This window comes from Pseudomonas sp. MYb118 (assembly GCF_040947875.1).
GTDB lineage: Bacteria > Pseudomonadota > Gammaproteobacteria > Pseudomonadales > Pseudomonadaceae > Aquipseudomonas.
Genome location: NZ_JBFRXN010000002.1, coordinates 2,613,943 through 2,640,183, shown reverse-complemented (window position 1 = coordinate 2,640,183; position 26,241 = coordinate 2,613,943). Strand labels below are relative to the sequence as shown.

The window sequence follows — 26,241 nt, the reverse complement described above, 5'->3', positions numbered from 1 at the left end:
GGTTCAGCGACGAACCGGGCGTTTCTGCAATTTGCGCTGCAAGGTGCGGCGGTGCATGCCCAGGGCTCGGGCAGTGGCGGAGATGTTGCCTTCGTGCTCGGTCAGCACGCGCTGGATGTGCTCCCATTGCAGGCGGTCCACCGACATCGGGTTTTCCGGCACCAGGGAGTCGAGGTCGGCGTGTTCGGACAGCAACGCTGCCAGCACGTCGTCGGCATCGGCCGGTTTGCACAGGTAGTTGCAGGCACCGCGCTTGATCGCCTCGACGGCGGTGGCGATGCTCGAGTAACCGGTGAGGATCACCACGCGCATTTCCGGGTCGAGTTCGAGCAGTTTGGGCAACAGCACCAGGCCCGAATCGCCATCCATTTTCAGGTCCAGCGCGGCGTAGTCCGGCAGGTCGGACTGGGCGATGGTCAGGCCTTCCTCGGCGGAACCGGCGGTGGTGACGCGAAAACCACGGCGAGCCATGGCGCGGGCCATCACGCGGGTGAACGTGGCGTCGTCATCTACCAGCAACAAATGCGGCAGTTCTTCGCCTTCGACTTGGATCTCGTCACTCATGCTCTTCTCCTCGGGCAACACGGGGCAGGCGCAACTCGGTGAGTGTGCCGCCTTCCTCATGACTGTAGAGTTTCACCGAGCCGCCGGCGCGTGTCACGCTGGCCTTGCTCAAAAACAGGCCCAGGCCGAAACCTTTGCCCTTGGTGGTAAAAAATGGTTTACCGATCTGCTCGGCAATGGCCAACGGCACACCCGCACCGTGGTCGCGAATGCTGATGGTCAGGTCTTCGTCGTTCCAGTCCAGCGTCACCTGCAAGCCATCAGGGCAGGCATCGGCGGCGTTGTTGAGCAGATTCAGCAAGGCCTGGGTCAAGTCCGGTGGTGGTGCGACACGCGGCACCAGGCCCTGGCCCAGACGCTGGAAGCGATAGCTGGCCTCGGGACGCATCAGGTGCCAGCGGTTCAGCGCCTCATCCAGCCAGTCGGTGACGTACTGCATCTCCACCGCCATCCGGCGATTGGCCTCGGCGGCGCGTACCAGCTGCTGCAAGGTCTGCTTGCACAGCATGACCTGGTCCTGCAGCACACTCAGGTCCTCCTGCAACATCGGGTCATGATGGTCGCGACGCATTTCCTTGAGCAGCACGCTCATGGTCGCCAGCGGCGTACCCAGTTCGTGAGCGGCACCGGCGGCCTGGGTCGCCACAGCCAGCAGTTGCTGGTCGCGCAGACCTTCTTCGCGGCGGATAGCCCGCAATTCTTCCTGACGACGCAGCTCTTCGGCCATCCGCGCGGCGAAGAACGTGATCACCGCCGCCGCCAGGGCGAAGCTCAGCCACATGCCATAGACCTGCAGGTTTTCCCGGGCAATCGGGAACGTCTGCAATGGATAGAAACGCGCCAGCAGCAGGGTGTACATCGCCAGCGCGATACCCGACAGGATCAGCGAGTAACGCCAGGGCAGCGTGACCGCGGCGATGGTCAGCGGCACCAGGTAATAGGACACGAACGGGTTGGTCGAACCGCCGGAGAAATACAGCAAGGCGCTGTGGATAAACAGGTCGCACGCCAGTTGCACGGCGTATTCGAGCTCGGTGACCGGCCAGGTGGTGCGCAGGCGAATCGCCGTGAACGCACACAACAGCATCGAGCAACCGAGGGTCGCGGCCAGTTGGAACCAGGGCAGCGGCAACAACTCGAGCCAGTAGGCCAGGCCCACGGAACCGGCTTGGGCAACCAGCACCAGGATGCGGATGAAGGTCAACCGCCAGAGGTTCTGACGAGTCGCGGAGGTGATTTGAAAAGGGGCGAGCATGAGCTCTCCTGATGAGCGCTCCAGGCGAATCGCACGGAGTATAACCAACCGCGGGGGCTGACAGGCAAAAGTGCGGCAAACGGCCACATGGCAGGATTTCTGGTGGCGTCTATAAGCCCCGCCCCTGTAGGAGCGAGCTTGCTCGCGATGGTGGACCAGACACCGCGGGGTATCCGTTGACGACCATCGCGAGCAGGCTCGCTCCCACATTGGAATGCGACGACCTGTAGGAGCGAGCTTGCTCGCGATGGTGGACCAGACACCGCAGGGCATCAGGCAGCCGGTGCCATCTATCTGTATAGAAGTTGTAACTGGGCGAACCGGATTACAAAAGCTAGAGTCTGATGGTTTCACGCAGGACCAGACTCAAACCCTGCGCATCATCCAAGGAGCTTTCATGTACACATTGCGCCGCAGCGTCGCCCTTCTCGCCCTCAGCGCTGGCACCGTCGCCAGCCTCCCGGCCATGGCGGCCGACGAACTTCACTACAACCAGATCTCCCTGCGCGCCGAAGTCAGCCAGGAAGTGGCTCGCGACCTGATGATCGTGACCCTCTACACCGAAGAACAAAACACCGACCCGGCCAAACTCGCCGCCACCGTCAGCACCACCATGAACAAGGCGCTGGCCCAGGCCAAGCAGGTCAAGGACATCACCCTGCGCCAGGGCAGCCGCAACAGCTATCCGATCTACGACGCCAAGGGCCAGAAGATCACTGGCTGGCGTGAACGCGCCGAACTGCGCCTGGAGAGCACCGACTTCGCCGCGCTGTCCAAGCTGACCGGTGAGCTGCTGACCGACCTGAAGATGGGCGGCATGGACTTCGCCATCGCCACGCCAACCCGCAAGACCAGCGAAGACGCACTGCTCAAGGAAGCCGTGTCGGCCTTCAAGGCTCGCGCCCAACTGGCCACCGAGGCCCTGGGTGGCAAGGGTTACAAAATCGTCAACATGAACCTCAACAGCAACGGCTACCCGCAACCCTACATGCGCGCGCCGATGATGATGAAAGCCGCCAGCATGGATGGCGCGCCAGTGACTCCGGAAGTCGAGGCCGGTACCAGCCAGGTCAGCATGACCGCCGACGGCTCGATCGAAGTATTGATGCCCTGAGTCGGTAATCCGCAAAAAAGGCGATCAGGGTGATCGCCTTTTTTTGTGGGTCAAACCTCCAAAAACGACATCAGTTGCGCTTGGTACAACCCGCAGCCGAAGTGCTAATTCAGTGCAACAAGAATCACTCCTATTCAACCGCACAGGATGGGGTCTAAATAGGTAACACCCATGCCCCGATCGTGGGCAACCGCACGCTTTCAGAGCACCAAAACAGTGCACGACATAGCCTCTGAAAACGCCTCGCAAACGTTAAAATGCATCGAAATTATACAAATGCGACATTAAGGTACGTTCGTGCCACCGTTTAATGCCTGTAGACTCTTCGGAACTTGCATTGGGTATAGCCCCTGCATAAGTATCCGCAGGCACGACTCACAAGGTCGTCCTCAAATTCAAAAAATGACAACAAATCATGAGGCCACCATGCTCAAACACGCGGTCATTCCGTTTTTAGTCGGCGCCAGTCTGTTGGCTAGCGCACCGTTCGCTCAAGCTGCGACTAACCTGGTGTTCTGCTCCGAAGGGAGCCCGGCCGGTTTCGATCCAGGTCAATACACCACCGGAACCGACTTCGACGCCTCGGCTGAAACCATGTTCAACCGCCTGACTCAGTTCGAGCGCGGTGGCACCGCCGTTATTCCTGGTCTGGCAACCAGCTGGGACGTTTCCGATGACGGCCTGACCTACACCTTCCACCTGCGTGAAGGCGTCAAGTTCCACACCACCCCGTACTTCAAGCCGACTCGCGAATTCAACGCCGACGACGTGCTGTTCACCTTCAATCGCATGATTAACAAGGATGACCCGTTCCGTAAGGCGTACCCGACCGAATTCCCGTACTTCACCGACATGGGGATGGACACCAACATCACCAAGATCGAGAAAGTCGACGACCACACCGTCAAGTTCACCCTCAAAGACGTGGACGCCGCGTTCATCCAGAACATGGCCATGAGCTTCGCTTCGGTACAGTCCGCCGAGTACGCTGCCCAGCTGCTCAAGGACGGCAAGGCTGCCGACATCAACCAGAAGCCGGTCGGCACTGGTCCATTCGTGTTCAAGAGCTACCAGAAAGACTCCAACATCCGCTACACCGGGAACAAGGACTACTGGAAGCCTGAAGACGTGAAGATCGACAACCTGATCTTCGCCATCACCACCGACCCGTCGGTGCGTATCCAGAAGCTGAAAAAGAACGAGTGCCAGGTCACTCTGTTCCCACGTCCGGCCGACCTGAAGGCGCTCAAGGAAGACAAGGACCTGAAGATGCCTGAACAGGCTGGCTTCAACCTTGGCTACATCGCCTATAACGTGATGGACAAGATCAAGGGCGACGACAAGCCGAACCCGATGTCGCAGCTCAAGGTTCGCCAGGCCATGGACATGGCGGTGAACAAGCAGCAGATCATCGACTCCGTGTACCAGGGCGCAGGCCAACTGGCGGTCAACGCCATGCCACCGACCCAGTGGTCCTACGACACCACCATCAAGGATGCCAAGTACGACCCTGAGAAAGCCAAGGAGCTGCTCAAGGAAGCTGGCGTCAAGGAAGGTACCGAGATCGTCCTGTGGGCCATGCCGGTACAGCGTCCGTACAACCCGAACGCCAAGCTGATGGCAGAAATGCTGCAGTCCGACTGGGCCAAGATCGGCCTGAAGGTCAAGATCCAGAGCTACGAGTGGGGCGAGTACATCAAGCGCTCCAAAGGTGGTGAGAACGGCGCGATGCTGATCGGCTGGAGCGGTGACAACGGTGACCCGGACAACTGGCTGAACGTGCTGTTCGGTTGCGACTCGCTGGAAGGCAACAACTTCTCCAAGTGGTGCGACAAGAAGTTTGACGACATCGTCAAGCAAGCCAAGCGTACTTCGGACCAGGCCAAGCGCACCGAGCTGTACAAGCAGGCACAACACGTCCTCAAGGACGCTGTTCCAATGACACCTATCGCTCACTCGACGGTGTTCCAACCCATGCGCGCCAACGTGCAGGACTTCAAGATCAGCCCATTCGGCTTGAACTCCTTCTACGGCGTCAGCGTCAGCAAGTAAGCCTGAACGGCGGCGACGTTACAGACGTCGCCGCCGTTTTATTTGCCGATAACGTGGGAAATCACCTACATCCCCTTCCGCTGAGTATTACGGCAGCGGCGCCGGGTGCGTTGACCTTTCCTACAAGTCTTTAGGACTTTACGCATTTACTCTCAAGCCTTCGGCTCTTACCGTCGGCATCTGAATAGTGTATGTGCGGGCTATCGGCCGGTTGCTGCTCGTCATGGTTTGAACTCAAAGAAGCTGCCAGCCCCCGGATGGGTCTGCGGCTCGTTGGACACTTAGCGAAAGAGAAAGAGGGAGCGTCATGCGCCATACCTTGGTTTTATCCGCATTGCTGGGCACCGGCCTGTTGGCCGCCACTTCCATCAGCCAGGCCGCCAACAACAGCCTGGTGTTCTGCTCCGAAGGCAGCCCGGCGGGTTTCGACACCGCGCAGTACACCACCGCCACCGATAACGATGCCGCCGAGCCGTTGTACAACCGCCTGGTAGAGTTCGAAAAAGGCGCCACCAATGTGGTACCGGGGCTGGCGAAGAGCTGGGATATTTCCGAAGACGGCCTGACCTACACCTTCCACCTACGCGAAGGGGTGAAATTTCACACCACCAAGTACTTCACGCCAACCCGTGACTTCAATGCCGATGACGTGCTGTTCACCTTCAACCGCATGCTCGATCCGCAACAACCTTTCCGTAAGGCTTACCCGACCGAATTCCCGTATTTCAACGGGATGAGCCTGAACAAGAACATCGCCAAGGTCGAAAAGACCGGGCCAATGACCGTGGTCATGACGCTCAACAGCGTGGACGCCGCGTTCATCCAGAACATCGCCATGAGCTTCGCCGCCATCCTGTCCGCCGAATACGCCGACCAGTTGCTGGCCGCCGGCAAACCCAGCGACATCAACCAGAAGCCGATCGGCACCGGGCCGTTCGTATTCAAGAGCTACCAGAAAGACTCCAACATCCGTTACACCGGCAACAAGCAGTACTGGGACCCGAGCCGGGTCAAACTCGACAACCTGATTTTCGCCATCAACACCGACGCCTCGGTACGTGTGCAGAAGCTCAAGGCCAACGAGTGCCAGGTCACCCTGCACCCGCGCCCGGCCGATGTCGATGCGCTGAAGAACGACCCGAAACTCACGCTCCTCGAGAAGCCTGGTTTCAACCTCGGCTACATCTCCTACAACGTGCGCCACAAACCCTTCGACCAGCTCGAAGTGCGCCAGGCGCTGGACATGGCGGTTAACAAGCAAGGCATTCTCAACGCCGTGTACCAGGGCGCCGGGCAACTGGCGGTCAACGCCATGCCGCCGACCCAGTGGTCCTATGACGAAACCATCAAGGACGCCGCCTACAACCCGGAGAAAGCCAAGGAGCTGCTCAAGGCGGCCGGCGTCAAGGAAGGCACCGAGATCACCCTGTGGGCGATGCCGGTCCAGCGCCCGTACAACCCCAACGCCAAGTTGATGGCCGAGATGCTCCAGGCCGACTGGGCGAAGATCGGCCTCAAGGTCAAAATCGTCAGCTACGAGTGGGGCGAGTACATCAAGCGCACCAAGAATGGCGAGCACGACATCAGCCTGATCGGCTGGACCGGCGACAATGGGGACCCGGACAACTGGATGGGCACGCTGTACAGCTGCGATGCCATCGGCGGCAACAACTATTCCCAATGGTGTGATCCGGCTTACGACAAGCTGATCAAGCAGGCCAAGATCGTCACCGATCGCGACCAGCGCACCGAGCTCTACAAGCAGGCGCAGCAACTGCTCAAGCAGCAGGTGCCGATCACGCCTATCGCCCATTCGACGGTCAACCAGCCGTTGAGCGCCAAAGTCGAAGGCTTCAAGGTAAGCCCGTTCGGCCGCAACGTGTTCTCGGGTGTCAGCATCGATAAATAACCAAACCGTGTAGCTAATCGCTTGGGGGCGCAGTGCGCCCTCACGCAGGCGTATTGCCGTAAATCGCCGATTTGGCATTTGGCAAACGTTTGCTTTGCGTGAATGAGTTCCAACCAAAGTAGCCGGACCACCACAAAAAGCCGGCATAAAAAAAGAAAGTTAAGGAGCTTCACCCATGAAACTGAGCAGCACCGCGATACTGGCCCTCGCCATCAGCAGCATCACCGCCACGGCTTATGCGGAATCGCAAAGCCAGGCAGTTGCCCCGGTCAGCGTGAAAGAAAAAAGTGCACAGAGCGAAGCCACCGGCTTCATCGACGGCCAGTCCCTGAGCGGCACCACCCGCAACTGGTACTCCAACGAAGACAAGCAGCGCGGCGGCGTCTACAAATACGAACGCCACGGTGAAACGCTGGAAGGTTCGCGCCGTATCAACTGGGTACAGGGCACCATCCTCAACTACACCTCGGGTTTCACCCAGGGCACCGTAGGTTTCAGCACCGAAGTGGCGGCATACAACGCCATCGCGCTGGATCGCAGCCGTGAAGACATCAAGGGTGGCTCCAACCGTACCCTCGCCCACTCCAACGGCGACGCCGTGGATCAGTGGAGCAAACTGGGCCTGGCCAACGTCAAGGCGCGCATTTCCAACAGCACCCTGACCGTCGGTCGCCAGAGCTACAGCAGCCCGCAAGTCGACACCATCGGCAACCGTGCGCTGCCGTCGAGCTTCCAGGGTGCAAGCCTGAAAATCGGCGAGCTGGAAAACCTGACCTTCGATCTCGCGACCTTTGACCGCGTGTCGCCACGTATGGAACAGAGCCTGCAAGGCTTCCGCTCCGAATACGGCGACCGCAGCGTCGAGGCCGATCACATCTATACCGGCGGCATTTCCTACAACCCGCTGGAAAGCCTGACCACCAGCCTCTGGGCGACCCAGGCCGAAGACTTCTGGAACCAGTACTACTTCGGCGCCAGCCACGTGCTGGGTGATAGCCAGGTGCTGAGCCTGACCACCGGCCTGAACTACTACAAGACCGTGGACGAAGGCAAAAAGCTGCTGGGCGAAATCGACAACGACACCTACTCGCTGTCGTTCGGCCTGACCCACCAGGCCCACAGCCTGACGTTCTCGTACCAGCAAGTGAACGGTAACGAGTACTTCGACTACCTGCACGAAACCAACGGCATCTACCTGGCCAACTCCCTGCTGTCGGACTTCAACGGCCCGAACGAGAAGTCGTTCCAGATCGCCTACGGCCTGAACATGGCTGAGTACGGCGTACCGGGCCTGAAGTTCAACATCTACCAGGCTCGTGGCTGGGGTATCGACGGTACCCACTACAACAGCACCGGCTACAGCGACGTGAAGGCAATGGACGGCGAACACCATTACGAATACGGCATCGGTGCTTCCTACGCCGTACAAAGCGGCCCGCTCAAGGCCACCGCTATCCGCGCGACCTACACTACCCACCGCGCCAGTGAGAACCAGTCCGATGGCAGCATCAACGAGTTCCGTCTCGTGACCACCATCCCGTTCAACATTCTGTAATGCACTTGCCGTACGGCTGGCTTCACGACGAGTCAGCCGTACGGCTTTTGTCCTTTAACCGATTGCAGAGGGTTCTTGATGAAAATGCTTCCCCTACGTGCGGCCATCGCAGCCGCCTTGCTGAGTGTTGCGGTAGGCGCATCGGCCAAACCCCTGGTGGTTTGCACCGAGGCCAGCCCGGAAGGCTTCGACATGGTTCAGTACACGACTGCAGTCACAGCCGACGCGGTGGCTGAAACCATCTTCAACCGCCTGGCGGACTTCAAGCCCGGCACCACCGATGTGATTCCGGCATTGGCCGATTCCTGGGACATCAGCGAGGATGGCCTGACCTACACGTTCCACCTGCGCAAAGGCGTCAAGTTTCACACCACCGAATACTTCAAGCCGACCCGCGACATGAATGCCGACGACGTGGTCTGGAGTTTCCAGCGCCAGCTGGACCCGAAACACCCGTGGCATGACAAATCGAGCGTGGGCTTCCCCTACTTTGAAAGCATGGGCTTCAAAGAGCTGCTCAAAAGCGTCGAGAAAGTCGACGACAACACGGTCAAATTCACCCTGACCCGCCGCGAAGCGCCGTTCCTGGCCGACATCGCCATGGCGTTTTCCTCGATCTACCCGGCCGAATACGCCGACCAGTTGCTCAAGGCCGGCAAGACCGGCGACCTGAACAGCAAGCCGATCGGCACCGGGCCGTTCATTTTCCAGCGTTACAACAAGGACGCTCAGGTGCGTTTCAAGGCCAACCCGGAGTACTTCCGTGGCAAGGCGCCGGCTGAATCGCTGATCCTGGCGATCGCCACCGACAACAACGTGCGCCTGCAGAAGCTCAAGGCCAACGAGTGCCAGATCGCCCTGTATCCGAAGCCGGATGACATTCCGAGCATCAAGAACGACGCCAAGCTCAAGGTCGATGAACTCAACGCGATGACCGTGGCCTACATCGCCATGAACACCCAGCACAAATACCTGAGCGATGTGCGCGTGCGCAAAGCCATCGACATCGCCTTCGACAAGGAAGCGGCCGTCAACGCGCTGTTCGGCAAGGGCAATGCCACCGTCGCGGTCAACCCGTATCCGGACACCCTGCTAGGCTACAACCACAGCCTGAAAAACCCCGCCCGTGACCTGGACAAGGCCCGCGCCCTGCTCAAGGAAGCCGGCGTACCGGAAGGCACCACCTTCACCCTGTTCACCCGTAACGGTGGCGGCCCGACCAACCCCAATCCGATGCTCGGCGCGCAGATGATGCAGTCTGACCTGGCCAAGGTCGGGATCAAGATCGACATCCGCGTGATGGAATGGGGCGAAATGCTCAAACGCGCGAAAAACGGCGAGCACGACCTGGTTTCTGCCGGTTGGGCGGGCGATAACGGCGACCCGGATAACTTCCTCACGCCAATGCTGAGTTGCGAGGCGGCGAAAAACGGCGAAAACTACGCGCGCTGGTGTAACGACAAGTTTCAGGCCCTGCTCGACCAGGCCCGGGAAAAAACCGACCCGGCCGAACGCGCAGCCCTGTATGAGCAGGCCCAGGTGCTTTTCAACCAGGACCAGCCATGGATCAGCATCGCACACACTAGAATGTTCACCGCAATGCGTAACAACGTAGAGGGCTATCACATTAGCCCCCTGACCACGAATAACTTCGCCACTACCCAGGTGAAGTAAATAAGAAAACTCCCGGTGTCCCTGACCCCAGGGACACCGGGCACGCCTAACCGGCTGATGAGGTACACCGCACAATGTTAAGTTTTATTGCCCGCCGACTGGGGTTGTTGATCCCCACGTTCTTCGGCATCACGTTGCTGACTTTTGCGTTGATTCGCATGATCCCGGGCGACCCGGTCGAAGTCATGATGGGAGAACGTCGGGTCGACCCCGAAATGCACGCTCAGGCAATGGAACGCCTTGGTCTGAACAAACCGCTCTACGCCCAGTATCTGGACTACATCGGCAAACTGGCCCACGGCGACCTGGGGGAATCCCTGCGTACCCGTGAAAGCGTCTGGACCGAGTTCACGCAGTTGTTCCCGGCCACCTTCGAGCTGTCGATGGCGGCCCTGCTCTTCGCCGGCATATTCGGACTGCTGGCCGGCGTCATCGCCGCCCTCAAGCGGGGTTCATTGTTCGACCACGGGGTAATGGGTATCTCCCTGACGGGCTACTCGATGCCGATCTTCTGGTGGGGCCTGATTCTCATCATGTTTTTCTCGGTCAGCCTGGGCTGGACCCCGGTTTCAGGGCAGAACGACCTGCTGATCGACGTGGAACGCAAAACCAACTTCATGCTGATCGACACCTGGCTCAGCGATGAACCGGGTGCATTGCTCGACTATCTGCATCACCTGATCCTGCCGGCCATCGTGCTGGGCACCATTCCGCTGGCGGTCATCGCCCGGATGACCCGCTCCTCGATGCTTGAAGTGCTGCGTGAAGACTACATCCGTACGGCCCGGGCCAAAGGCCTGTCGCCGGCACGCGTGGTGTTCGTTCACGGTCTGCGCAACGCGCTGATTCCGGTTCTGACCGTCGTCGGCCTGCAAGTCGGCACCCTGCTGGCCGGTGCGGTACTGACCGAAACCATCTTTTCGTGGCCCGGCATCGGCAAATGGCTGATCGAAGCCATTGGCGCCCGGGATTATCCGGTGGTGCAAAACGGCATCTTGCTGATTGCCTGCATTGTGATTCTGGTCAACTTCGTGGTGGACGTCCTCTACGGCTTTGCCAACCCACGCATCCGTCATCAGCGCTGAGGTCAATACCATGAGCACTCCAACTTCCTCAGTAGCGACCACCTCCAACGTGGATCAGAGCCTGCTGTACCCATCGCCCTACAAAGAGTTCTGGCAAGCCTTCGCCAAGAACAAAGGCGCCGTTGCCGGCCTGATGTTCTTCAGCCTGATCGTGTTCTGCGCCATCTTTGCGCCCTGGGTGGCTCCGCACAATCCCAGCGAGCAGTACCGCGACTTCCTGCTGACCCCGCCCGTGTGGCTCGAAGGCGGGCAATGGCAGTTTCTCCTTGGCACCGACGAACTGGGCCGCGATCTGCTGTCGCGCCTGATCCAGGGCTCTCGGCTGTCGCTGCTGATCGGCCTGTCCTCGGTGGTCATGTCGCTGATCCCGGGCATCCTGATGGGCCTGCTGGCCGGTTTCTTCCCGAAACTGCTCGGCCCGACCATCATGCGTCTGATGGACATCATGCTGGCCCTGCCGTCCCTGCTGCTGGCCGTGGCGATCGTCGCCATCCTCGGCCCAGGCCTGATCAACACCGTGATCGCCATCGCCGTGGTATCGCTGCCGTCCTACGTGCGCCTGACCCGCGCCGCCGTGATGGGCGAGCTGAACCGCGACTACGTGACCGCTGCCCGCCTGGCCGGTGCCGGCCTGCCGCGCCTGATGTTCATCACCGTGCTGCCCAACTGCATGGCGCCGCTGATCGTGCAGGCCACCTTGAGCTTCTCCTCGGCGATCCTCGATGCCGCCGCCCTGGGCTTCCTCGGCCTTGGCGTACAACCGCCAACCCCTGAGTGGGGCACCATGCTGGCTTCGGCCCGCGACTACATCGAACGCGCCTGGTGGGTGGTGAGCCTGCCTGGTTTGACCATTTTGCTCAGCGTGCTGGCAATCAACCTGATGGGCGACGGCCTGCGCGACGCGCTGGACCCGAAACTCAAGAACGCCGCCTGAGGAGATTCCCATGTCACTGCTAGAAATCAAGAATCTCAATGTTCGCTTTGGCGACAAGAACGCCACGCCCGTGGTCGACGGCCTCGACCTCAAGGTAGACAAGGGCGAAGTACTGGCCATCGTTGGCGAGTCCGGTTCCGGCAAGTCCGTGACCATGATGGCGCTGATGGGCCTGATCGAGCACCCGGGCATCGTCACCGCCGACGCCCTGAGCTTCGACGGCCAGAACATGCTCAAGCTCAGCAGCCGCCAGCGTCGGCAGATCGTCGGCAAGGACCTGGCGATGGTGTTCCAGGACCCGATGACCGCGCTGAACCCAAGCTACACCGTGGGTTTCCAGATCGAGGAAGTGCTGCGCCTGCATCTGAAGATGTCCGGCAAGGCCGCCCGCAAGCGCGCCATCGAACTGCTGCAAAAAGTTGAAATCCCGGGCGCGGCCAGCCGTATGGACGCCTACCCGCACCAACTGTCCGGCGGCATGAGCCAGCGGGTCGCGATCGCCATGGCGATTGCCGGCGAGCCGAAACTGCTGATCGCCGACGAACCGACCACCGCGTTGGACGTAACCATCCAGGCGCAGATCATGGAACTGCTGCTGGCCCTGCAGAAAGAGCAGAACATGGGCCTGGTGCTGATCACCCACGACCTCGCCGTCGTGGCCGAAACCGCCCAGCGCGTGTGCGTGATGTACGCCGGCCAGGCCGTGGAAGTCGGCCAGGTGCCGCAACTGTTCGACATCCCCGCGCACCCGTACAGCGAAGCGCTGCTCAAAGCGATTCCGGAACACAGCCTGGGCGCCTCGCGCCTGTCGACCCTGCCGGGCATCGTCCCCGGTCGCTACGACCGTCCGCAGGGCTGCCTGCTGTCCCCACGCTGCCCGTACGTGCAGGACAACTGCCGCGCGCAACGTCCGGCCCTTGACCCGAAAAGCAACAGCCTCGCCCGCTGCTTCTACCCGCTGAACCAGGAGGTGGCGTAATGGCCGTCGTACTTACCGCCCGCGACCTCACCCGTCACTACGAAGTGTCTCGTGGCCTGTTCAAGGGCCACGCCACCGTGCGCGCCCTGAACGGCGTGTCGTTCGAACTGGAAGCCGGCAAGACCCTGGCGGTCGTCGGTGAATCGGGCTGCGGCAAATCCACCCTGGCCCGCGCCCTGACGCTGATCGAGGAGCCGTCCTCGGGCTCGCTGAAAATCGCCGGCCAGGAAGTCGCCGGCGCCGACAAGGCCCAGCGCAAGCAACTGCGCAAAGACGTGCAGATGGTGTTCCAGAGCCCGTACGCCTCGCTCAACCCGCGGCAGAAGATCGGTGATCAACTGGCCGAGCCGCTGCTGATCAACACCAACCTGAGCGCCACCGAACGTCGCGAGAAGGTCCAGGCGATGATGAAGCAGGTCGGCCTGCGCCCCGAGCACTACCAGCGCTACCCGCACATGTTCTCCGGCGGCCAGCGCCAGCGCATCGCCCTGGCGCGCGCCATGATGCTGCAACCGAAAGTGCTGGTGGCGGACGAACCGACCTCGGCGCTGGACGTGTCGATCCAGGCCCAGGTGCTGAACCTGTTCATGGACATGCAGCAGGAGTTCAACACCGGTTACGTGTTCATCTCCCACAACCTGGCCGTGGTGCAACACGTGGCCGATGACGTGATGGTGATGTACCTCGGTCGCCCGGTGGAAATCGGCCCGAAAGAGGACATCTACGCCCGTCCACTGCACCCGTACACCCAGGCCTTGCTCTCGGCGACACCGACCATCCACCCGGATCCGTCCAAGCCGAAAATCAAGATCGTCGGCGAACTGCCCAACCCACTCAACCCGCCACCAGGCTGCGCCTTCCACAAGCGCTGCCCGTACGCGACCGAGCGTTGCAGCAGCGAAGTCCCGGAACTGCGCCCACTCGATAGCCGGCAGGTGGCTTGCCACTATGCGGAGCAGTTTTTGTAAAAACAGCCTGAAATAAACCACGCCCTGTGGGAGCGAGCCTGCTCGCGATTGCGGTCTGCCAGTGACAACCATGTCGACTGACAGGACGCTATCGCGAGCAGGCTCGCTCCCACAGTTTTTATGTGTGTGTGCAGCTGGATCAGCTACGCCGAACCATCATCCTCATCTCCACTGTCCGGATCATCGGTGGTCGAGTCATCATCCCCCGCGCTGCCACCCTGCCCCTGATCGCCCGGCTCGGACTCCGACTTGGCAATCATCAACCCCGCATGCCCCACCTGCCCGCTCGACGCCTGCGTGTCATGGTCCTCACACTCGGCCCACGCCATTGACGTCCCGAAGGACAGCATCACCAACACCTTCAACATCAGCAAAACGCGAAACAACCGGTTCATGGCCGATTCCCTCCTTTGAGCGCTGAATAAAATCTAGTTTCGTTTGGGGTGTTTCTCCAGATAGGACGCTGGTGGGGATGGGATATTGCCGGCAATTGGCAGAATGGTTTTGCATAACGCTTATTTCGAATTGTCGAAAATCCCCTGTAGGAGCAGCCGGTCGACGCTCGATTGCTCGCGATGGCGGCCTGTCAGACGAAATATCTGTTGTCTGATACACCGTCATCGCGAGCAATCGAGCGTCGACCGGCTGCTCCTACAGGTCTGGCCCCAACAAAAAGCCCCGAGGCTTTCGCGACGGGGCTTTGGGTGTAGCCGTTCAGCGCTTAGTGATGCTCACGCGTCGCGCGGAATTTCACGTCGGGCCAGCGCTCTTCCATCAGGGCCAGGTTGACGCGGGTCGGGGCGAGGTAGGTCAGGTGACCGCCGCCGTCGAGTGCCAGGTTTTCCACGGCCTTGTTGGAGAATTCCTCGAGCTTCTTCTTGTCGCTGCATTCGATCCAGCGCGCGGAGTACACGGTGATCGGCTCGTAGGAGCACTCGACCTTGTATTCCTCTTTCAGGCGGCTGGCCACCACATCGAACTGCAGCACACCGACGGCGCCGAGGATGATGTCGTTGCTGCGCTCGGGGAAGAACACCTGGGTGGCGCCCTCTTCCGCCAGCTGCTGCAGGCCCTGGCGCAGTTGCTTGGATTTCAGCGGGTCACGCAGGCGTACGCGGCGGAACAGTTCCGGGGCGAAGTGCGGGATGCCGGTGAAGCCCAGGCTTTCGCCTTCGCTAAAGGTGTCGCCGATCTGGATGGTGCCGTGGTTGTGCAGGCCGATGATGTCGCCGGCGTAGGCCTCTTCCAGTTGCTCACGTTCGGAGGAGAAGAAGGTCAGGGCGTCGCCGATGCGCACGTCCTTGCCGGTGCGCACGTGGCGCATCTTCATGCCTTTTTCGTACTTGCCCGAACAAATGCGCATGAACGCGATGCGGTCGCGGTGCTTGGGGTCCATGTTCGCCTGGATCTTGAAGATGAAGCCCGAGAACTTCTCTTCCACCGGCTCCACGGTGCGCTCGTTGGCCACCCGCGGCAGTGGGCGCGGCGCCCAGTCCACCACGGCGTCGAGCACGTGATCGACCCCGAAGTTGCCAAGTGCAGTACCGAAGAACACCGGGGTCATCTGGCCGTCGATGAACTCCTGCTGGTTGAACTCGTGGCAGGCCCCCTGCACCAGCTCCAGCTGTTCGAGGAAACGCTCGTACTCGTCGCCCAGGTGCGCACGCGCCTCATCGGAATCGAGCTTCTCGATGATCTTGGTTTCGGTGCGTTCGTGACCGTGACCGGCGGTGTAGACAATGATGTAGTCGCCCGCCAGGTGGTACACACCCTTGAAATCGCGGTAGCAACCAATCGGCCAGGTGATCGGCGCGGCCTTGATCTTGAGGACGGCTTCGATCTCGTCGAGCAGTTCGATCGGATCGCGGATGTCACGGTCGAGTTTGTTGATGAAGCTGACAATCGGCGTGTCACGCAGACGGCAGACGTCCATCAGGGCGATGGTCCGCGGCTCTACACCTTTACCGCCGTCGAGCACCATCAACGCCGAGTCCACCGCGGTCAGGGTGCGGTAGGTATCTTCGGAGAAGTCTTCGTGGCCCGGGGTGTCGAGCAGGTTGATCATGTGTTCGCGATACGGGAACTGCATGACCGACGTGGTGATCGAGATGCCCCGCTGCTTTTCCATTTCCATCCAGTCGGACGTGGCATGGCGGTCCGATTTACGCGACTTCACGGTACCGGCGACCGCAATCGCCTTGCCCATCAGCAGCAGCTTCTCGGTGATGGTGGTCTTACCGGCGTCGGGGTGGGAAATAATGGCAAAAGTGCGGCGCTTCGCGACTTCGGCGGCCTGTCTGGTCATGGGAAATCGCCTGGCGGTGATTAAAAAAAAGGGCGGCGAGTATAGCGCAAACCGATAGCCCCGGACCACCGCTCGCCCGGCCCTTTGCCACCCGCAAAAGGACGAACGGGAAGATCAAGGGTGGCCAAATGCTGCTAATTATGGAACCTTTTAAAAGGTGGAGGCGTCCACTCCCCTGTTACGCAACTCGTATCAGGGGCTGAAAAATCAGCAAGTTAGCCTGACGAGGCTGCGCTCATGGCTCAATGCCGTACGCCTACCCCTGTAGGAGCGAGCTTGCTCGCGATGGGGTGTCAGACAGACCGTGTCGTCTGATCCTTCATCGCGAGCAAGCTCGCTCCTACAGGGAGCATGCTCGGTATGAGCCGCTTCTCGCGAACGCCCTGCCCGGCAGCCAATGACGGCCTGCCACACGGGACTGCGTTCGCCGACAAAGAAAACAGGAGTCCGCCTGTGGCTATTCGCTATGGCAAAGGGCTGATGGGAGGTGCGGTTGCGGTCGCCCTTCTGGCCCTGCTGGTCCACTGGATTGGCATCAACACGATCGAACAGTACCGCGACGATTTATTGTTTTACCTGCAAGCTCATTTGATTCTCGTCCTGGCCTCCATGGTGGCCGCCCTTGTCGTGGGAATTCCCGCTGGCATCTTTCTCAGTCGCCCGTCGATGGTGGGTCGCGCTGAACGCTTCATGCAAGTCTTCAACATCGGCAACACCGTGCCGCCGCTCGCCGTACTCGCCATCGCCCTGGGCATTCTGGGCATCGGCAGCGGCCCCGCCATCTTCGCCCTGTTCCTCGCCTCGCTGCTGCCCATTGTGCGCAACACCTATGAAGGCCTGAAAAACGTGCAGGGCTCGCTCAAGGAAGCCGCCACCGGCATCGGCATGACCCCGCGCCAGGTGCTGTGGAAAGTCGAGTTGCCCAACGCCGTGCCGATCATCGTCGGCGGCGTGCGCGTGGCCCTGGCGATCAACGTCGGCACCGCACCGCTGGCGTTCCTGATCGGCGCCAACAGCCTGGGCAGCCTGATCTTCCCCGGCATCGCCCTGAACAACCAGCCGCAACTGCTGCTCGGCGCGGCCTGCACCGCCCTGCTGGCACTGCTGCTCGACGGCCTGGTGACACTCGCCAGCCGACTCTGGCTCGAACGCGGCCTGCGCCCGTCTTAAGCCTCGGAAGGAATAGTCATGAAAAAATTATGCTTGATTCTAGGCGGCGTCCTGCTGCTCGCAGGTTTTGCCCAAGCCGCCGAAAAGCCGCTGCTGCGCATCGGCGCCCGGGTGTTCACCGAACAGACCCTGCTGGCGGAAATCACCTCGCAGTACCTGCGCACCAAGGGTTATGACGTGCAGGTCACCGGCGGCCTGGGCAGCAACCTGGCCCGCAGCGCCCACGAAAGCGGACAGCTGGACATGCTCTGGGAATATACCGGCGTGTCGCTGGTGGCCTACAACCACGTCACGGAAAAGCTCAACAGCGCGCAGTCCTACGCCCGGGTGAAAGAACTCGACGCGAAAAAAGGCCTGGTCTGGCTGGCTCCGTCGAAATTCAGCAACACCTACGCCCTCGCCCTGCCGGAAAAGGTCGCCCAGGAGTACCCGCAGATCAACAGCATCAGTGATCTGAACAAGGTGCTGCGCGACGAGGCGAAGACCAACAACCTGGTGGCCCTGGACACCGAGTTCGCCAACCGTTCCGACGGTTTGGCCGGCATGGTCGAACTGTACGACATGAACCTGTCGCGCAAGAACATCCGCCAGATGGACGCCGGCCTGGTCTACACCGCGCTGCGCAACAGCCAGGTGTTCGCCGGGCTGGTGTACACCACCGACGGGCGTCTGAACGCGTTCAAGCTCAAGTTGCTGGAAGACGACAAGCACTACTTCCCGGACTACACCGCCGCGCCGGTGGTGCGTCAGGCGTACCTCGACGCCCATCCGCAACTGGCCGAACAGCTCAAGCCGCTGGCTGAACTGTTCGACGACAACACCATGCGCGAGCTCAACGCGCGGGTCGATGTCGATCACCAGAGCCCTTCCACCGTGGCCGCAGACTTCCTGCGCCAGCACCCGATTCAATAAGGAGGAAGCGCCATGGAATTCTTCAACGCCTTTTCCCACCTCGACTGGCCACAGGTCCTGCACCTGACCTGGCAGCACATCACCCTGGTCGGCATCGCCGTGACCCTGGCGATTGTGGTCGGCGTGCCCCTGGGCATTCTGATGACACGCTTCCCCACCCTCGCCGGCCCCCTGCAAGCCAGCGCCACGGTGCTGCTGACCGTGCCGTCGATTGCCCTGTTCGGCCTGCTGCTGCCGTTCTACTCCAAGTTCGGCCAGGGCCTGGGGCCGATGCCGGCGATCACCGCCGTGTTCCTTTATTCACTGCTGCCGATCATGCGCAACACCTACCTGGCCCTGACCGGCGTCGAGCCGGGCATCCGTGAAGCCGCACGCGGCATCGGCATGACCTTCGGCCAGCGTCTGCGCATGGTCGAACTGCCCATCGCGGTGCCGGTGATCCTCGCCGGCGTGCGCACCGCCGTGGTCATGAACATCGGTGTCATGACCATCGCCGCCACCATCGGTGCCGGTGGCCTCGGCGTCCTCATCCTCGCTTCCATCAGCCGCAGCGACATGTCGATGCTGATCGTCGGCGCCGTGCTGGTCAGCCTGCTGGCCATCTTCGCCGACCTCATCCTGCAACTGCTGCAACGCTCGTTGACTCCAAAAGGACTCTTGAAATGATCGAACTTCAAAACCTCAGCAAGACCTTCCAAAGCAACGGCAAAGACGTAAAAGCCGTGGACTCCGTCAGCCTCACCGTCAACGAAGGCGAGATCTGCGTGTTCCTCGGCCCGTCGGGTTGCGGCAAGAGCACCACGCTGAAGATGATCAACCGCCTGATCAAGCCGACCTCCGGCAAGATCCTGATCAACGGCGAAGACACCACCGACCTCGACGAAGTGACCCTGCGCCGCAACATCGGCTACGTGATCCAGCAGATCGGCCTGTTCCCCAACATGACCATCGAGGAAAACATCGTGGTCGTACCCAAGCTGCTCGGCTGGGACAAGCAGAAATGCCACGACCGCGCCCGCGAGTTGATGAGCATGATCAAACTGGAACCCAAGCAGTACCTGCACCGTTACCCGCGCGAGCTGTCCGGTGGCCAGCAGCAACGGATCGGCGTGATTCGCGCACTGGCGGCCGAGGCGCCGCTGTTGCTGATGGACGAACCGTTCGGTGCGGTCGACCCGATCAACCGCGAGATGATCCAGAACGAGTTCTTCGAGATGCAGCGGGCGCTGAACAAGACGGTGATCATGGTCAGCCATGACATCGACGAGGCAATCAAGCTCGGCGACAAGATCGCCATCTTCCGTGCCGGCAAGCTGTTGCAGATCGACCACCCGGACACCCTGCTGGCGCATCCGGCGGACGAGTTCGTCAGCAACTTCGTCGGCCAGGACAGCACCCTCAAGCGCCTGTTGCTGGTGAAAGCCGAAGACGCGGCAGACAACGCCCCGTCGGTCAGCCCGGAAACGCCGGTGGCCGAAGCGCTGGAATTGATGGACGAGCATGACCGTCGTTACGTCGTCGTCACCGACGCCGAGAACAAGGCGCTGGGTTACGTACGCCGCCGCGACCTGCACCGCCAGACCGGCACCTGCGGCCAGTACCTGCGCGAGTTCAACGCCACGGCGGCCTACGACGAACACCTGCGCATCCTGCTGTCGCGCATGTACGAGTTCAACCGCGCATGGCTGCCGGTAATGGATGCCGAGCGGGTGTTCCTCGGCGAAGTCACCCAGGAGTCGATTGCCGAGTACTTGAGCTCGGGTAAATCCCGTGGCGGCAAGACCAGTATCGTGTCGCCGGCCGAGGTGGCAGCGGTCTGACGGTGTAACTCTGTGGGAGCGAGCCTGCTCGCGAGCTTTTCCATACTCAACAACTCGGTTGATCATGAAATGGCTATCGCGAGCAGGCTCGCTCCCACAATGTTTTGTGCAAAATTTTGAGACCTCACACACCGGAAAGAAATATCAACACCAGCAATCCTGAACACTCCCTCGAATCACTTCCCCAACACCCCAAATCCCCTCCGAAAGAACCCTCTCGCCGCCAACGTCGCCGAAGTTGACGCCAACGCACTTACCTACGATCAAGCGCACAAAAGCTGCGAACGTGCAGGTATTTTTAACACTTCAAAAATCGCGGGGAACATCTGCCCGTCATCTCTGTCCGCTACAAAGAGTGATGTCGGTCACGCACGTCAGAAGAGTGCAAAAACGCGACATTTTTTGTTGATCTCAGGCCCCTCACGCCCTAAAGTTCGCGCCGAACGTCCATGCTGGAAACGATCCATCCGGCTCAAGTACTGACGACGAGACAGCAAGGCCAAGGGATAGCAACACGTCCCATGGCCTTTTTGCTTTCGGCGACATGCCTTGGGAAGTAGGCGAACCAAAGTGGGGATACGGAGGGCGTTCATGCACCCATTGATTTCACGAGTTTGCCCATAGGAGCTCACCAGCATGTCGATCCAGGTCGAAGACTATTTCGCGCGCGAAACCTTTCAGAAAATGAAGGCGTTCGCCGACAAGCAAGAAACCCCTTTCGTATTGATCGACACCGCGATGATCAGCCAGGCCTATGACGACCTGCGCGCCGGTTTCGAATTCGCCAAGGTCTATTACGCGGTCAAGGCCAACCCTGCCGTGGAAATCATCGACCTGCTCAAGGAAAAAGGTTCGAGCTTCGACATCGCCTCGATCTACGAGCTGGACAAGGTGCTGAGCCGTGGCGTCGGTCCTGACCGCATCAGCTACGGCAACACCATCAAGAAGTCCAAGGACATCCGCTACTTCTACGACAAGGGCGTGCGCCTGTACGCCACCGACTCCGAAGCCGACCTGCGCAACATCGCCAAGGCAGCCCCGGGTTCGAAAGTCTACGTGCGCATCCTCACCGAAGGCTCGACCACTGCTGACTGGCCACTGTCGCGCAAATTCGGCTGCCAGACCGACATGGCCATGGACCTGCTGATCCTCGCCCGCGACCTGGGCCTGGTGCCTTACGGCATCTCGTTCCACGTGGGTTCGCAACAGCGCGACATCAGCGTCTGGGATGCGGCCATCGCCAAGGTCAAAGTGATCTTCGAGCGCCTGAAAGAAGAAGACGGCATCCACCTCAAGCTGATCAACATGGGTGGCGGCTTCCCGGCCAACTACATCACCCGTACCAACAGCCTGGAAACCTATGCCGAGGAAATCATCCGCTTCCTCAAGGAAGACTTCGGTGACGACCTGCCGGAAATCATCCTGGAACCTGGCCGTTCGCTGATCGCCAACGCCGGCATCCTGGTCAGCGAAGTGGTGCTGGTTGCCCGTAAATCGCGCACCGCCGTCGAGCGCTGGGTGTACACCGACGTGGGCAAGTTCTCCGGCCTGATCGAAACCATGGACGAAGCCATCAAGTTCCCGATCTGGACCGAGAAGAAAGGCGAAGTGGAAGAAGTGGTGATCGCCGGCCCAACCTGCGACAGCGCCGACATCATGTACGAGAACTACAAGTACGGCCTGCCGCTGAACCTGGCCATCGGCGACCGCCTGTACTGGCTGTCGACCGGTGCCTACACCACCAGCTACAGCGCTGTTGAATTCAACGGCTTCCCGCCGCTGAAATCGTTCTACGTATAACACCGTACTTCTTACCTGTAGGAGCGAGCTTGCTCGCGATGGTAGTTCAGCCACCGCGGACATTCAGACTGCCCGCGATGGCCAAGCCATCATCGCGAGCAAGCTCGCTCCTACAGGGTTTGAAGTTCGAGTTCGGCTCGGCGGCGGGCGTAGTCGTCGGCCATCGAGCGAATGCGTGAATCCGTTGCACTGGCCAGCGCCGGTGCCGCGACACGCAGGAAATTCAGGTTGCCACCGGCCAATGCCTGACGCAGCCAGTCCACGGCGCCGTCGATGTCGCCTTCATCGGCCAGCAACGCGGCAAAACTGAACTGCCCACGAAAGTCCCCGCCTTGCGCCGCGCGCCGATACCAGTCACGGGCCGCCGGCAGATCCCTGGGGCAAAACCGCCCTTCTTCCAGATAGCGCCCCAGCAGATTCATCGACTTCGCATGGCCCAGCTCGGCCGCCTGCCGATAGAACCGCAAGGCCTGCGCCTGATCCTCGAGCACACCGCGCCCGGTCGCCAGCAGATTGGCGTAGTTGTACATCGCCCAATCCAGCCCTGCGTCTGCCGCCAGCCGGTAATGCCCGGCCGCGATCGCTGCATTCGCCGTGCAACCCCAGCCATGTTCATGACAACGACCGAGCATGTTGCGCGCCATCAGGTGCCCCTGGCGGGCCGCGATGTCGAACCAGCGCAGCGCCAGTGGCTGATCCTGAGCGATGCCGTTGCCATCCAGCAGAATCTGCGCGAGCAGCGCCTGGGCTTCGAGCACGCCTTCGCGGGCGGCCATCAGAATCGCCTGGGCGGCACGGGCCGGGCTTTCGTCGAGCATCGCCCTGAGGCGTTCACCGTCGAGCACTTCTTCGCGGCGCAGTTGAAAACTCATACCTCGACCCAGCGGCGCAGCAGGTTGTGATAAGTGCCGGTCAGGCGAATCAGCGAAGGATGGTCGGGCATGTCCTGGGTCAGTTGCTGGATCGCCCCATCCATCTCGAACAGCAAGGCGCGCTGGCTGTCTTCCCGGACGAGGCTTTGCGTCCAGAAGAACGAGGCAAAGCGGGCGCCACGGGTGACGGCATTGACCTTGTGCAGGCTGGTGCCGGGGTACAAGACCATGTCGCCCGCTGGCAGCTTCACCCGCTGCACGCCATAGGTGTCCTGGATTTCCAGCTCACCACCGTCGTAGTCCTCGGGCTCGCTGAAGAACAGCGTGGACGACAGGTCGGTACGCACGCGCTCGACGCTGCCCTTGGGCTGGCGCACGGCGTTGTCGATGTGGAAGTCGAAACTGCCGCCCGCCGTGTAACAGTTCACTAACGGAGGGAAGACCTTGTGCGGTAACGCCGCCGACATGAACTGCGGATTTTTCCACAGGCGGTCGATCATCGCCGCGCCGATTTCCTTGGCCAGCGGATGGCCTTCGGGCAGTTGCAGATTGTGCTTGGCCTTGGCCGACTGATAGCCGGCGGTGATTTTGCCGTCGGCCCAATCGGCCTGTTCCAGAGCCTCGCGAATGCGCTGCACCTCGTCTTTGGTGAACAAACCCTTGATGTGCAGCAGCATGGAAATGGTCCTGGAGGCAAAAGGATGGCGATGGTATTGATTCTTATTGCCAGTGTAAAACCTGCCAGACGAATGAATCACCAAAAACCGTAAGGGCAAATTGTAAAGAATGTAAATTCAGTGCGAATAGTAACGTTTCGCAATTGATACAAAGACGCGTCTACCCTATATTCCGCGGCCTCAAATCCTTGGGGAAGGGAAATTCAGATGTCGCGCCAACAAGCACAATTACCTGTCAGTTCACCGCGTTTGCTCGCCTCTGCAATCGGCGTGGCACTCACTGCCGGCTCCGCAGGCCAGATGGTTTTCGCCGCCGAGAAGACTGACACCAAAGCATCGAACGGCGCGATTGCCCTGGATGCCACCTCCATCACCGGTGAAGCCCAGGATGCAACCAGCTACAACGTCGAGAAAGCCTCTTCGCCCAAGTACACCGCGCCGCTGGTCGACACGCCGCGCTCGGTGACGGTCATCCCGCAACAAGTGCTCAAGGACACCGGCGCGCTGAACATGCAGGACGCGCTGCGCACCGTTCCCGGCATCACCTTTGGTGCCGGCGAAGGCGGCAACCCGCAGGGCGACCGTCCGTTCATCCGTGGTTTTGACGCCCAGGGCGACACCTACCTGGACGGCGTGCGCGACACCGGTTCGCAGAGCCGCGAGATCTTCGCCGTCGAATCCATCGAAGTCAGCAAAGGCCCGAACTCTGCCATCGGCGGCCGTGGCGCGGCTGGCGGCACGATCAACCTGGTGAGCAAAAAGGCCCACCTGGGCAACTCCCTGGATGGCGGCTTCACCTGGGGCTCCGACCAGACCCAGCGCTACACCTTCGATGGCAACTACCAGTTCACCGACAGCGCCGCTGGCCGTCTGAACCTGATGAGCCACGAGAGCAACGTCGCCGGTCGTGACAAGGTCGATTATGACCGTTGGGGCGTCGCCCCTTCCCTGGTGTTCGGCCTGGGCACTGACACCCGCGTCAACCTCGATTACTACCACCTGGAAAGCAACGACACGCCGGATTCGGGTATCCCGTACTCCTTCTCGTCGCCGCGCACCAAAGCCAACCCGGACAAACCGGAAGACGGCGGCGACAGCAGCAACTTTTATGGTCTGGATCGCGACTTCCGCAAGGGCCGCACCGACACCGCAACCTTCGCCATCGAGCACGACCTGACCGACGCGCTGACGATCAAGAACACCCTGCGCCACGGCACCAGCATGCAGGATTACATCCTGACCCAGCCGGACGACAGCAAGGGCAACGTCAACTTCGACAGCGTCTGGCGCCGCGCCAACACCCGCGTGAGCAACACCGAGACCACCACCAACCAGACCGATCTGTTTGGTGACGTGTACATCGCCGGGTTCAAGAACAGCTTCTCTACCGGTATCGAGTTCAGCCGTGAGGAAAGCCAGAAGTCCTCGTACGACGTGAACACCGACACCACGCCGCTGACCACCAACGTACCGTCGAGCAGCAACTGCCGTCCGCCGATGATCGGCGCGCCGAGTGGCTACAACTGTACGTCGCTGTCCAACCCGAACCCGAACGACCCGTGGAACGGCACGATCTCGCGCAACTACGCCGGTACCGACACCAAGGCCAACACTTACGCGCTGTACGTGTTCGACACCCTGGAGCTGACCGAGCAATGGCTGGTCAACATGGGCCTGCGTTACGACCACTTCGACACCGAGTACAAGAGCTACAACGGTGCCGGCACAACCACCTACAAGGGTGACGACGTCAGCGAGTTCGTCACCGGTCAATTCGGCGTGGTTTACAAACCGGCACCGAACGGCAGCATCTATGCCTCCTACGCCACCTCGGCCACGCCACCGGGCGCGACCCTGGGCGAAGGCCAGGACGGCAACCCGTTGGGTGGCACGCCGGATCGCAGCGGCAACCTGCTCAAGAGCGACATGGAACCGGAAACCACCAAGAACTACGAGATCGGTACCAAGTGGGACTTCCTCGACGATCGCCTGTCGCTGACCGCCGACGTGTTCCGCACCGAGAAGGAAAACGCTCGCGTACAGGTCAATACCACGACCTATGAAAACGCCGGCAAGACCCGCGTACAGGGCTTCGAACTGTCGGCCAGCGGCAAGCTCACCGACAAATGGCAAGTGTTCGCCGGTTACGCGTTCATGGACAGCGAGCAAGTCGACGGCGGTGATGTCGCGGCCAACAAGGCCAACAACGGCAATGAACTGCCGAACACGCCGAAGAACAGCGCCAGCCTGTGGACGACTTACCAGGTCACGCCGAAGCTGACCATCGGTGGCGGTGCGTTCTACGTTGACGACGTGTATGGCAACACCGCCAACACCACCATGGTCGACTCCTACGTTCGCTACGACGCGATGGCTGCCTACAAGCTGAGCAAGAACGTCGACCTGCAACTGAACGTGCAGAACCTGACTGACGAAACCTACTACGACAAAGCCTTCTCGACCCACTTCGCCAACCAGGCGGCCGGTCGTACGGCGCTGCTGAGTACTAATTTCCACTTCTAAACCAAACCCTCCCACTGTTCCTGTAGGAGCGAGCTTGCTCGCGATTGGACTTGAATACGCCGCTGGGTGTCAG

21 protein-coding genes are annotated in these 26,241 nt (G+C 60.7%); 15 read left to right on the top strand and 6 right to left on the bottom strand.

The window, feature by feature from the left end; genetic code table 11:
• Positions 1-3: 3 nt before the first annotated feature.
• Both ABVN20_RS17825 and ABVN20_RS17820 read right to left on the bottom strand, forming a co-directional pair.
• Positions 4-564, bottom strand: a complete 561-nt coding sequence (locus ABVN20_RS17825; protein WP_368557019.1) for a response regulator transcription factor — start codon at positions 562-564, stop codon at positions 4-6.
• Entirely contained in the window at positions 557-1,819 is a 1,263-nt protein-coding gene (locus ABVN20_RS17820; protein WP_368557018.1) for an ATP-binding protein, read from the bottom strand. The genes ABVN20_RS17825 and ABVN20_RS17820 overlap by 8 nt, the downstream gene beginning before the upstream one ends.
• Positions 1,820-2,216: 397 nt before the next feature.
• On the opposite strand from ABVN20_RS17820, the gene ABVN20_RS17815 reads away from it, so the two are divergent.
• The 9 genes from ABVN20_RS17815 to ABVN20_RS17775 all read left to right on the top strand — a co-directional run bounded on the left by ABVN20_RS17815 (position 2,217) and on the right by ABVN20_RS17775 (position 14,089).
• The gene (locus ABVN20_RS17815; protein ID WP_368557017.1) at positions 2,217-2,933 is read left to right on the top strand and encodes an SIMPL domain-containing protein; all 717 of its coding nucleotides are present in this window, start codon (positions 2,217-2,219) and stop codon (positions 2,931-2,933) included.
• A 426-nt stretch (positions 2,934-3,359) separates the two neighbouring features.
• Positions 3,360-4,985 (top strand): ABC transporter substrate-binding protein, encoded by a 1,626-nt coding sequence (locus tag ABVN20_RS17810; protein WP_368557016.1) that lies wholly within the window; start codon positions 3,360-3,362, stop codon positions 4,983-4,985.
• Between the two features lie 307 nt (positions 4,986-5,292).
• Positions 5,293-6,894: an ABC transporter substrate-binding protein gene (locus tag ABVN20_RS17805; protein WP_368557015.1), complete on the top strand. Its 1,602-nt coding sequence runs from the start codon at positions 5,293-5,295 to the stop codon at positions 6,892-6,894.
• Positions 6,895-7,069: 175 nt separating this feature from the next.
• On the top strand, positions 7,070-8,449 hold the full coding sequence (locus ABVN20_RS17800; RefSeq protein ID WP_368557014.1) for an OprD family porin: 1,380 nt from the start codon (positions 7,070-7,072) through the stop codon (positions 8,447-8,449).
• 78 nt (positions 8,450-8,527) lie between these two features.
• Positions 8,528-10,123 (top strand): ABC transporter substrate-binding protein, encoded by a 1,596-nt coding sequence (locus ABVN20_RS17795; RefSeq protein WP_368557013.1) that lies wholly within the window; start codon positions 8,528-8,530, stop codon positions 10,121-10,123.
• A gap of 74 nt (positions 10,124-10,197) precedes the next feature.
• Positions 10,198-11,208, top strand: coding sequence for an ABC transporter permease subunit (locus ABVN20_RS17790; RefSeq protein WP_368557012.1), 1,011 nt, complete (start codon positions 10,198-10,200; stop codon positions 11,206-11,208).
• A gap of 10 nt (positions 11,209-11,218) precedes the next feature.
• The gene (locus tag ABVN20_RS17785; RefSeq protein ID WP_368557011.1) at positions 11,219-12,142 is read left to right on the top strand and encodes an ABC transporter permease subunit; all 924 of its coding nucleotides are present in this window, start codon (positions 11,219-11,221) and stop codon (positions 12,140-12,142) included.
• Positions 12,143-12,152: 10 nt separating this feature from the next.
• Positions 12,153-13,121, top strand: a complete 969-nt coding sequence (locus ABVN20_RS17780) for an ABC transporter ATP-binding protein (RefSeq protein ID WP_368557010.1) — start codon at positions 12,153-12,155, stop codon at positions 13,119-13,121.
• Positions 13,121-14,089: a peptide ABC transporter ATP-binding protein gene (locus ABVN20_RS17775; RefSeq protein WP_368557009.1), complete on the top strand. Its 969-nt coding sequence runs from the start codon at positions 13,121-13,123 to the stop codon at positions 14,087-14,089. Before ABVN20_RS17780 ends, ABVN20_RS17775 begins: the two co-directional genes overlap by 1 nt.
• Positions 14,090-14,232: 143 nt before the next feature.
• Here the strand turns inward: ABVN20_RS17775 and ABVN20_RS17770 are convergent, their stop codons facing one another.
• Together ABVN20_RS17770 and ABVN20_RS17765 are read right to left on the bottom strand one after the other, a co-directional pair.
• Complete coding sequence (locus ABVN20_RS17770) at positions 14,233-14,484, bottom strand: hypothetical protein (protein ID WP_368557008.1); 252 nt, start codon at positions 14,482-14,484, stop codon at positions 14,233-14,235.
• Between the two features lie 326 nt (positions 14,485-14,810).
• Complete coding sequence (locus tag ABVN20_RS17765; RefSeq protein WP_368557007.1) at positions 14,811-16,394, bottom strand: peptide chain release factor 3; 1,584 nt, start codon at positions 16,392-16,394, stop codon at positions 14,811-14,813.
• 480 nt (positions 16,395-16,874) lie between these two features.
• Here ABVN20_RS17765 and ABVN20_RS17760 point away from each other — a divergent pair, with 480 nt between their 5' ends.
• From ABVN20_RS17760 to ABVN20_RS17740, 5 genes are all read left to right on the top strand, one after another.
• A complete protein-coding gene (locus ABVN20_RS17760) occupies positions 16,875-17,564 on the top strand; it encodes an ABC transporter permease (protein ID WP_368557723.1) in 690 nt (229 codons plus the stop codon).
• A gap of 18 nt (positions 17,565-17,582) precedes the next feature.
• The gene (locus ABVN20_RS17755; RefSeq protein WP_368557006.1) at positions 17,583-18,476 is read left to right on the top strand and encodes a glycine betaine ABC transporter substrate-binding protein; all 894 of its coding nucleotides are present in this window, start codon (positions 17,583-17,585) and stop codon (positions 18,474-18,476) included.
• A gap of 12 nt (positions 18,477-18,488) precedes the next feature.
• A complete protein-coding gene (locus ABVN20_RS17750; protein ID WP_368557005.1) occupies positions 18,489-19,142 on the top strand; it encodes an ABC transporter permease in 654 nt (217 codons plus the stop codon).
• The gene (locus ABVN20_RS17745; protein WP_368557004.1) at positions 19,139-20,296 is read left to right on the top strand and encodes a betaine/proline/choline family ABC transporter ATP-binding protein; all 1,158 of its coding nucleotides are present in this window, start codon (positions 19,139-19,141) and stop codon (positions 20,294-20,296) included. Before ABVN20_RS17750 ends, ABVN20_RS17745 begins: the two co-directional genes overlap by 4 nt.
• A 636-nt stretch (positions 20,297-20,932) precedes the next feature.
• Positions 20,933-22,096: a type III PLP-dependent enzyme gene (locus tag ABVN20_RS17740; RefSeq protein WP_368557003.1), complete on the top strand. Its 1,164-nt coding sequence runs from the start codon at positions 20,933-20,935 to the stop codon at positions 22,094-22,096.
• A 110-nt stretch (positions 22,097-22,206) separates the two neighbouring features.
• Here the strand turns inward: ABVN20_RS17740 and ABVN20_RS17735 are convergent, their stop codons facing one another.
• Positions 22,207-22,968: a tetratricopeptide repeat protein gene (locus ABVN20_RS17735; RefSeq protein ID WP_368557002.1), complete on the bottom strand. Its 762-nt coding sequence runs from the start codon at positions 22,966-22,968 to the stop codon at positions 22,207-22,209.
• Positions 22,965-23,645, bottom strand: coding sequence for a Fe2+-dependent dioxygenase (locus tag ABVN20_RS17730; protein ID WP_368557001.1), 681 nt, complete (start codon positions 23,643-23,645; stop codon positions 22,965-22,967). The genes ABVN20_RS17735 and ABVN20_RS17730 overlap by 4 nt, the downstream gene beginning before the upstream one ends.
• A gap of 207 nt (positions 23,646-23,852) precedes the next feature.
• On the opposite strand from ABVN20_RS17730, the gene ABVN20_RS17725 reads away from it, so the two are divergent.
• On the top strand, positions 23,853-26,168 hold the full coding sequence (locus ABVN20_RS17725) for a TonB-dependent receptor (protein ID WP_368557000.1): 2,316 nt from the start codon (positions 23,853-23,855) through the stop codon (positions 26,166-26,168).
• The last annotated feature ends 73 nt before the right edge of the window (positions 26,169-26,241 follow it).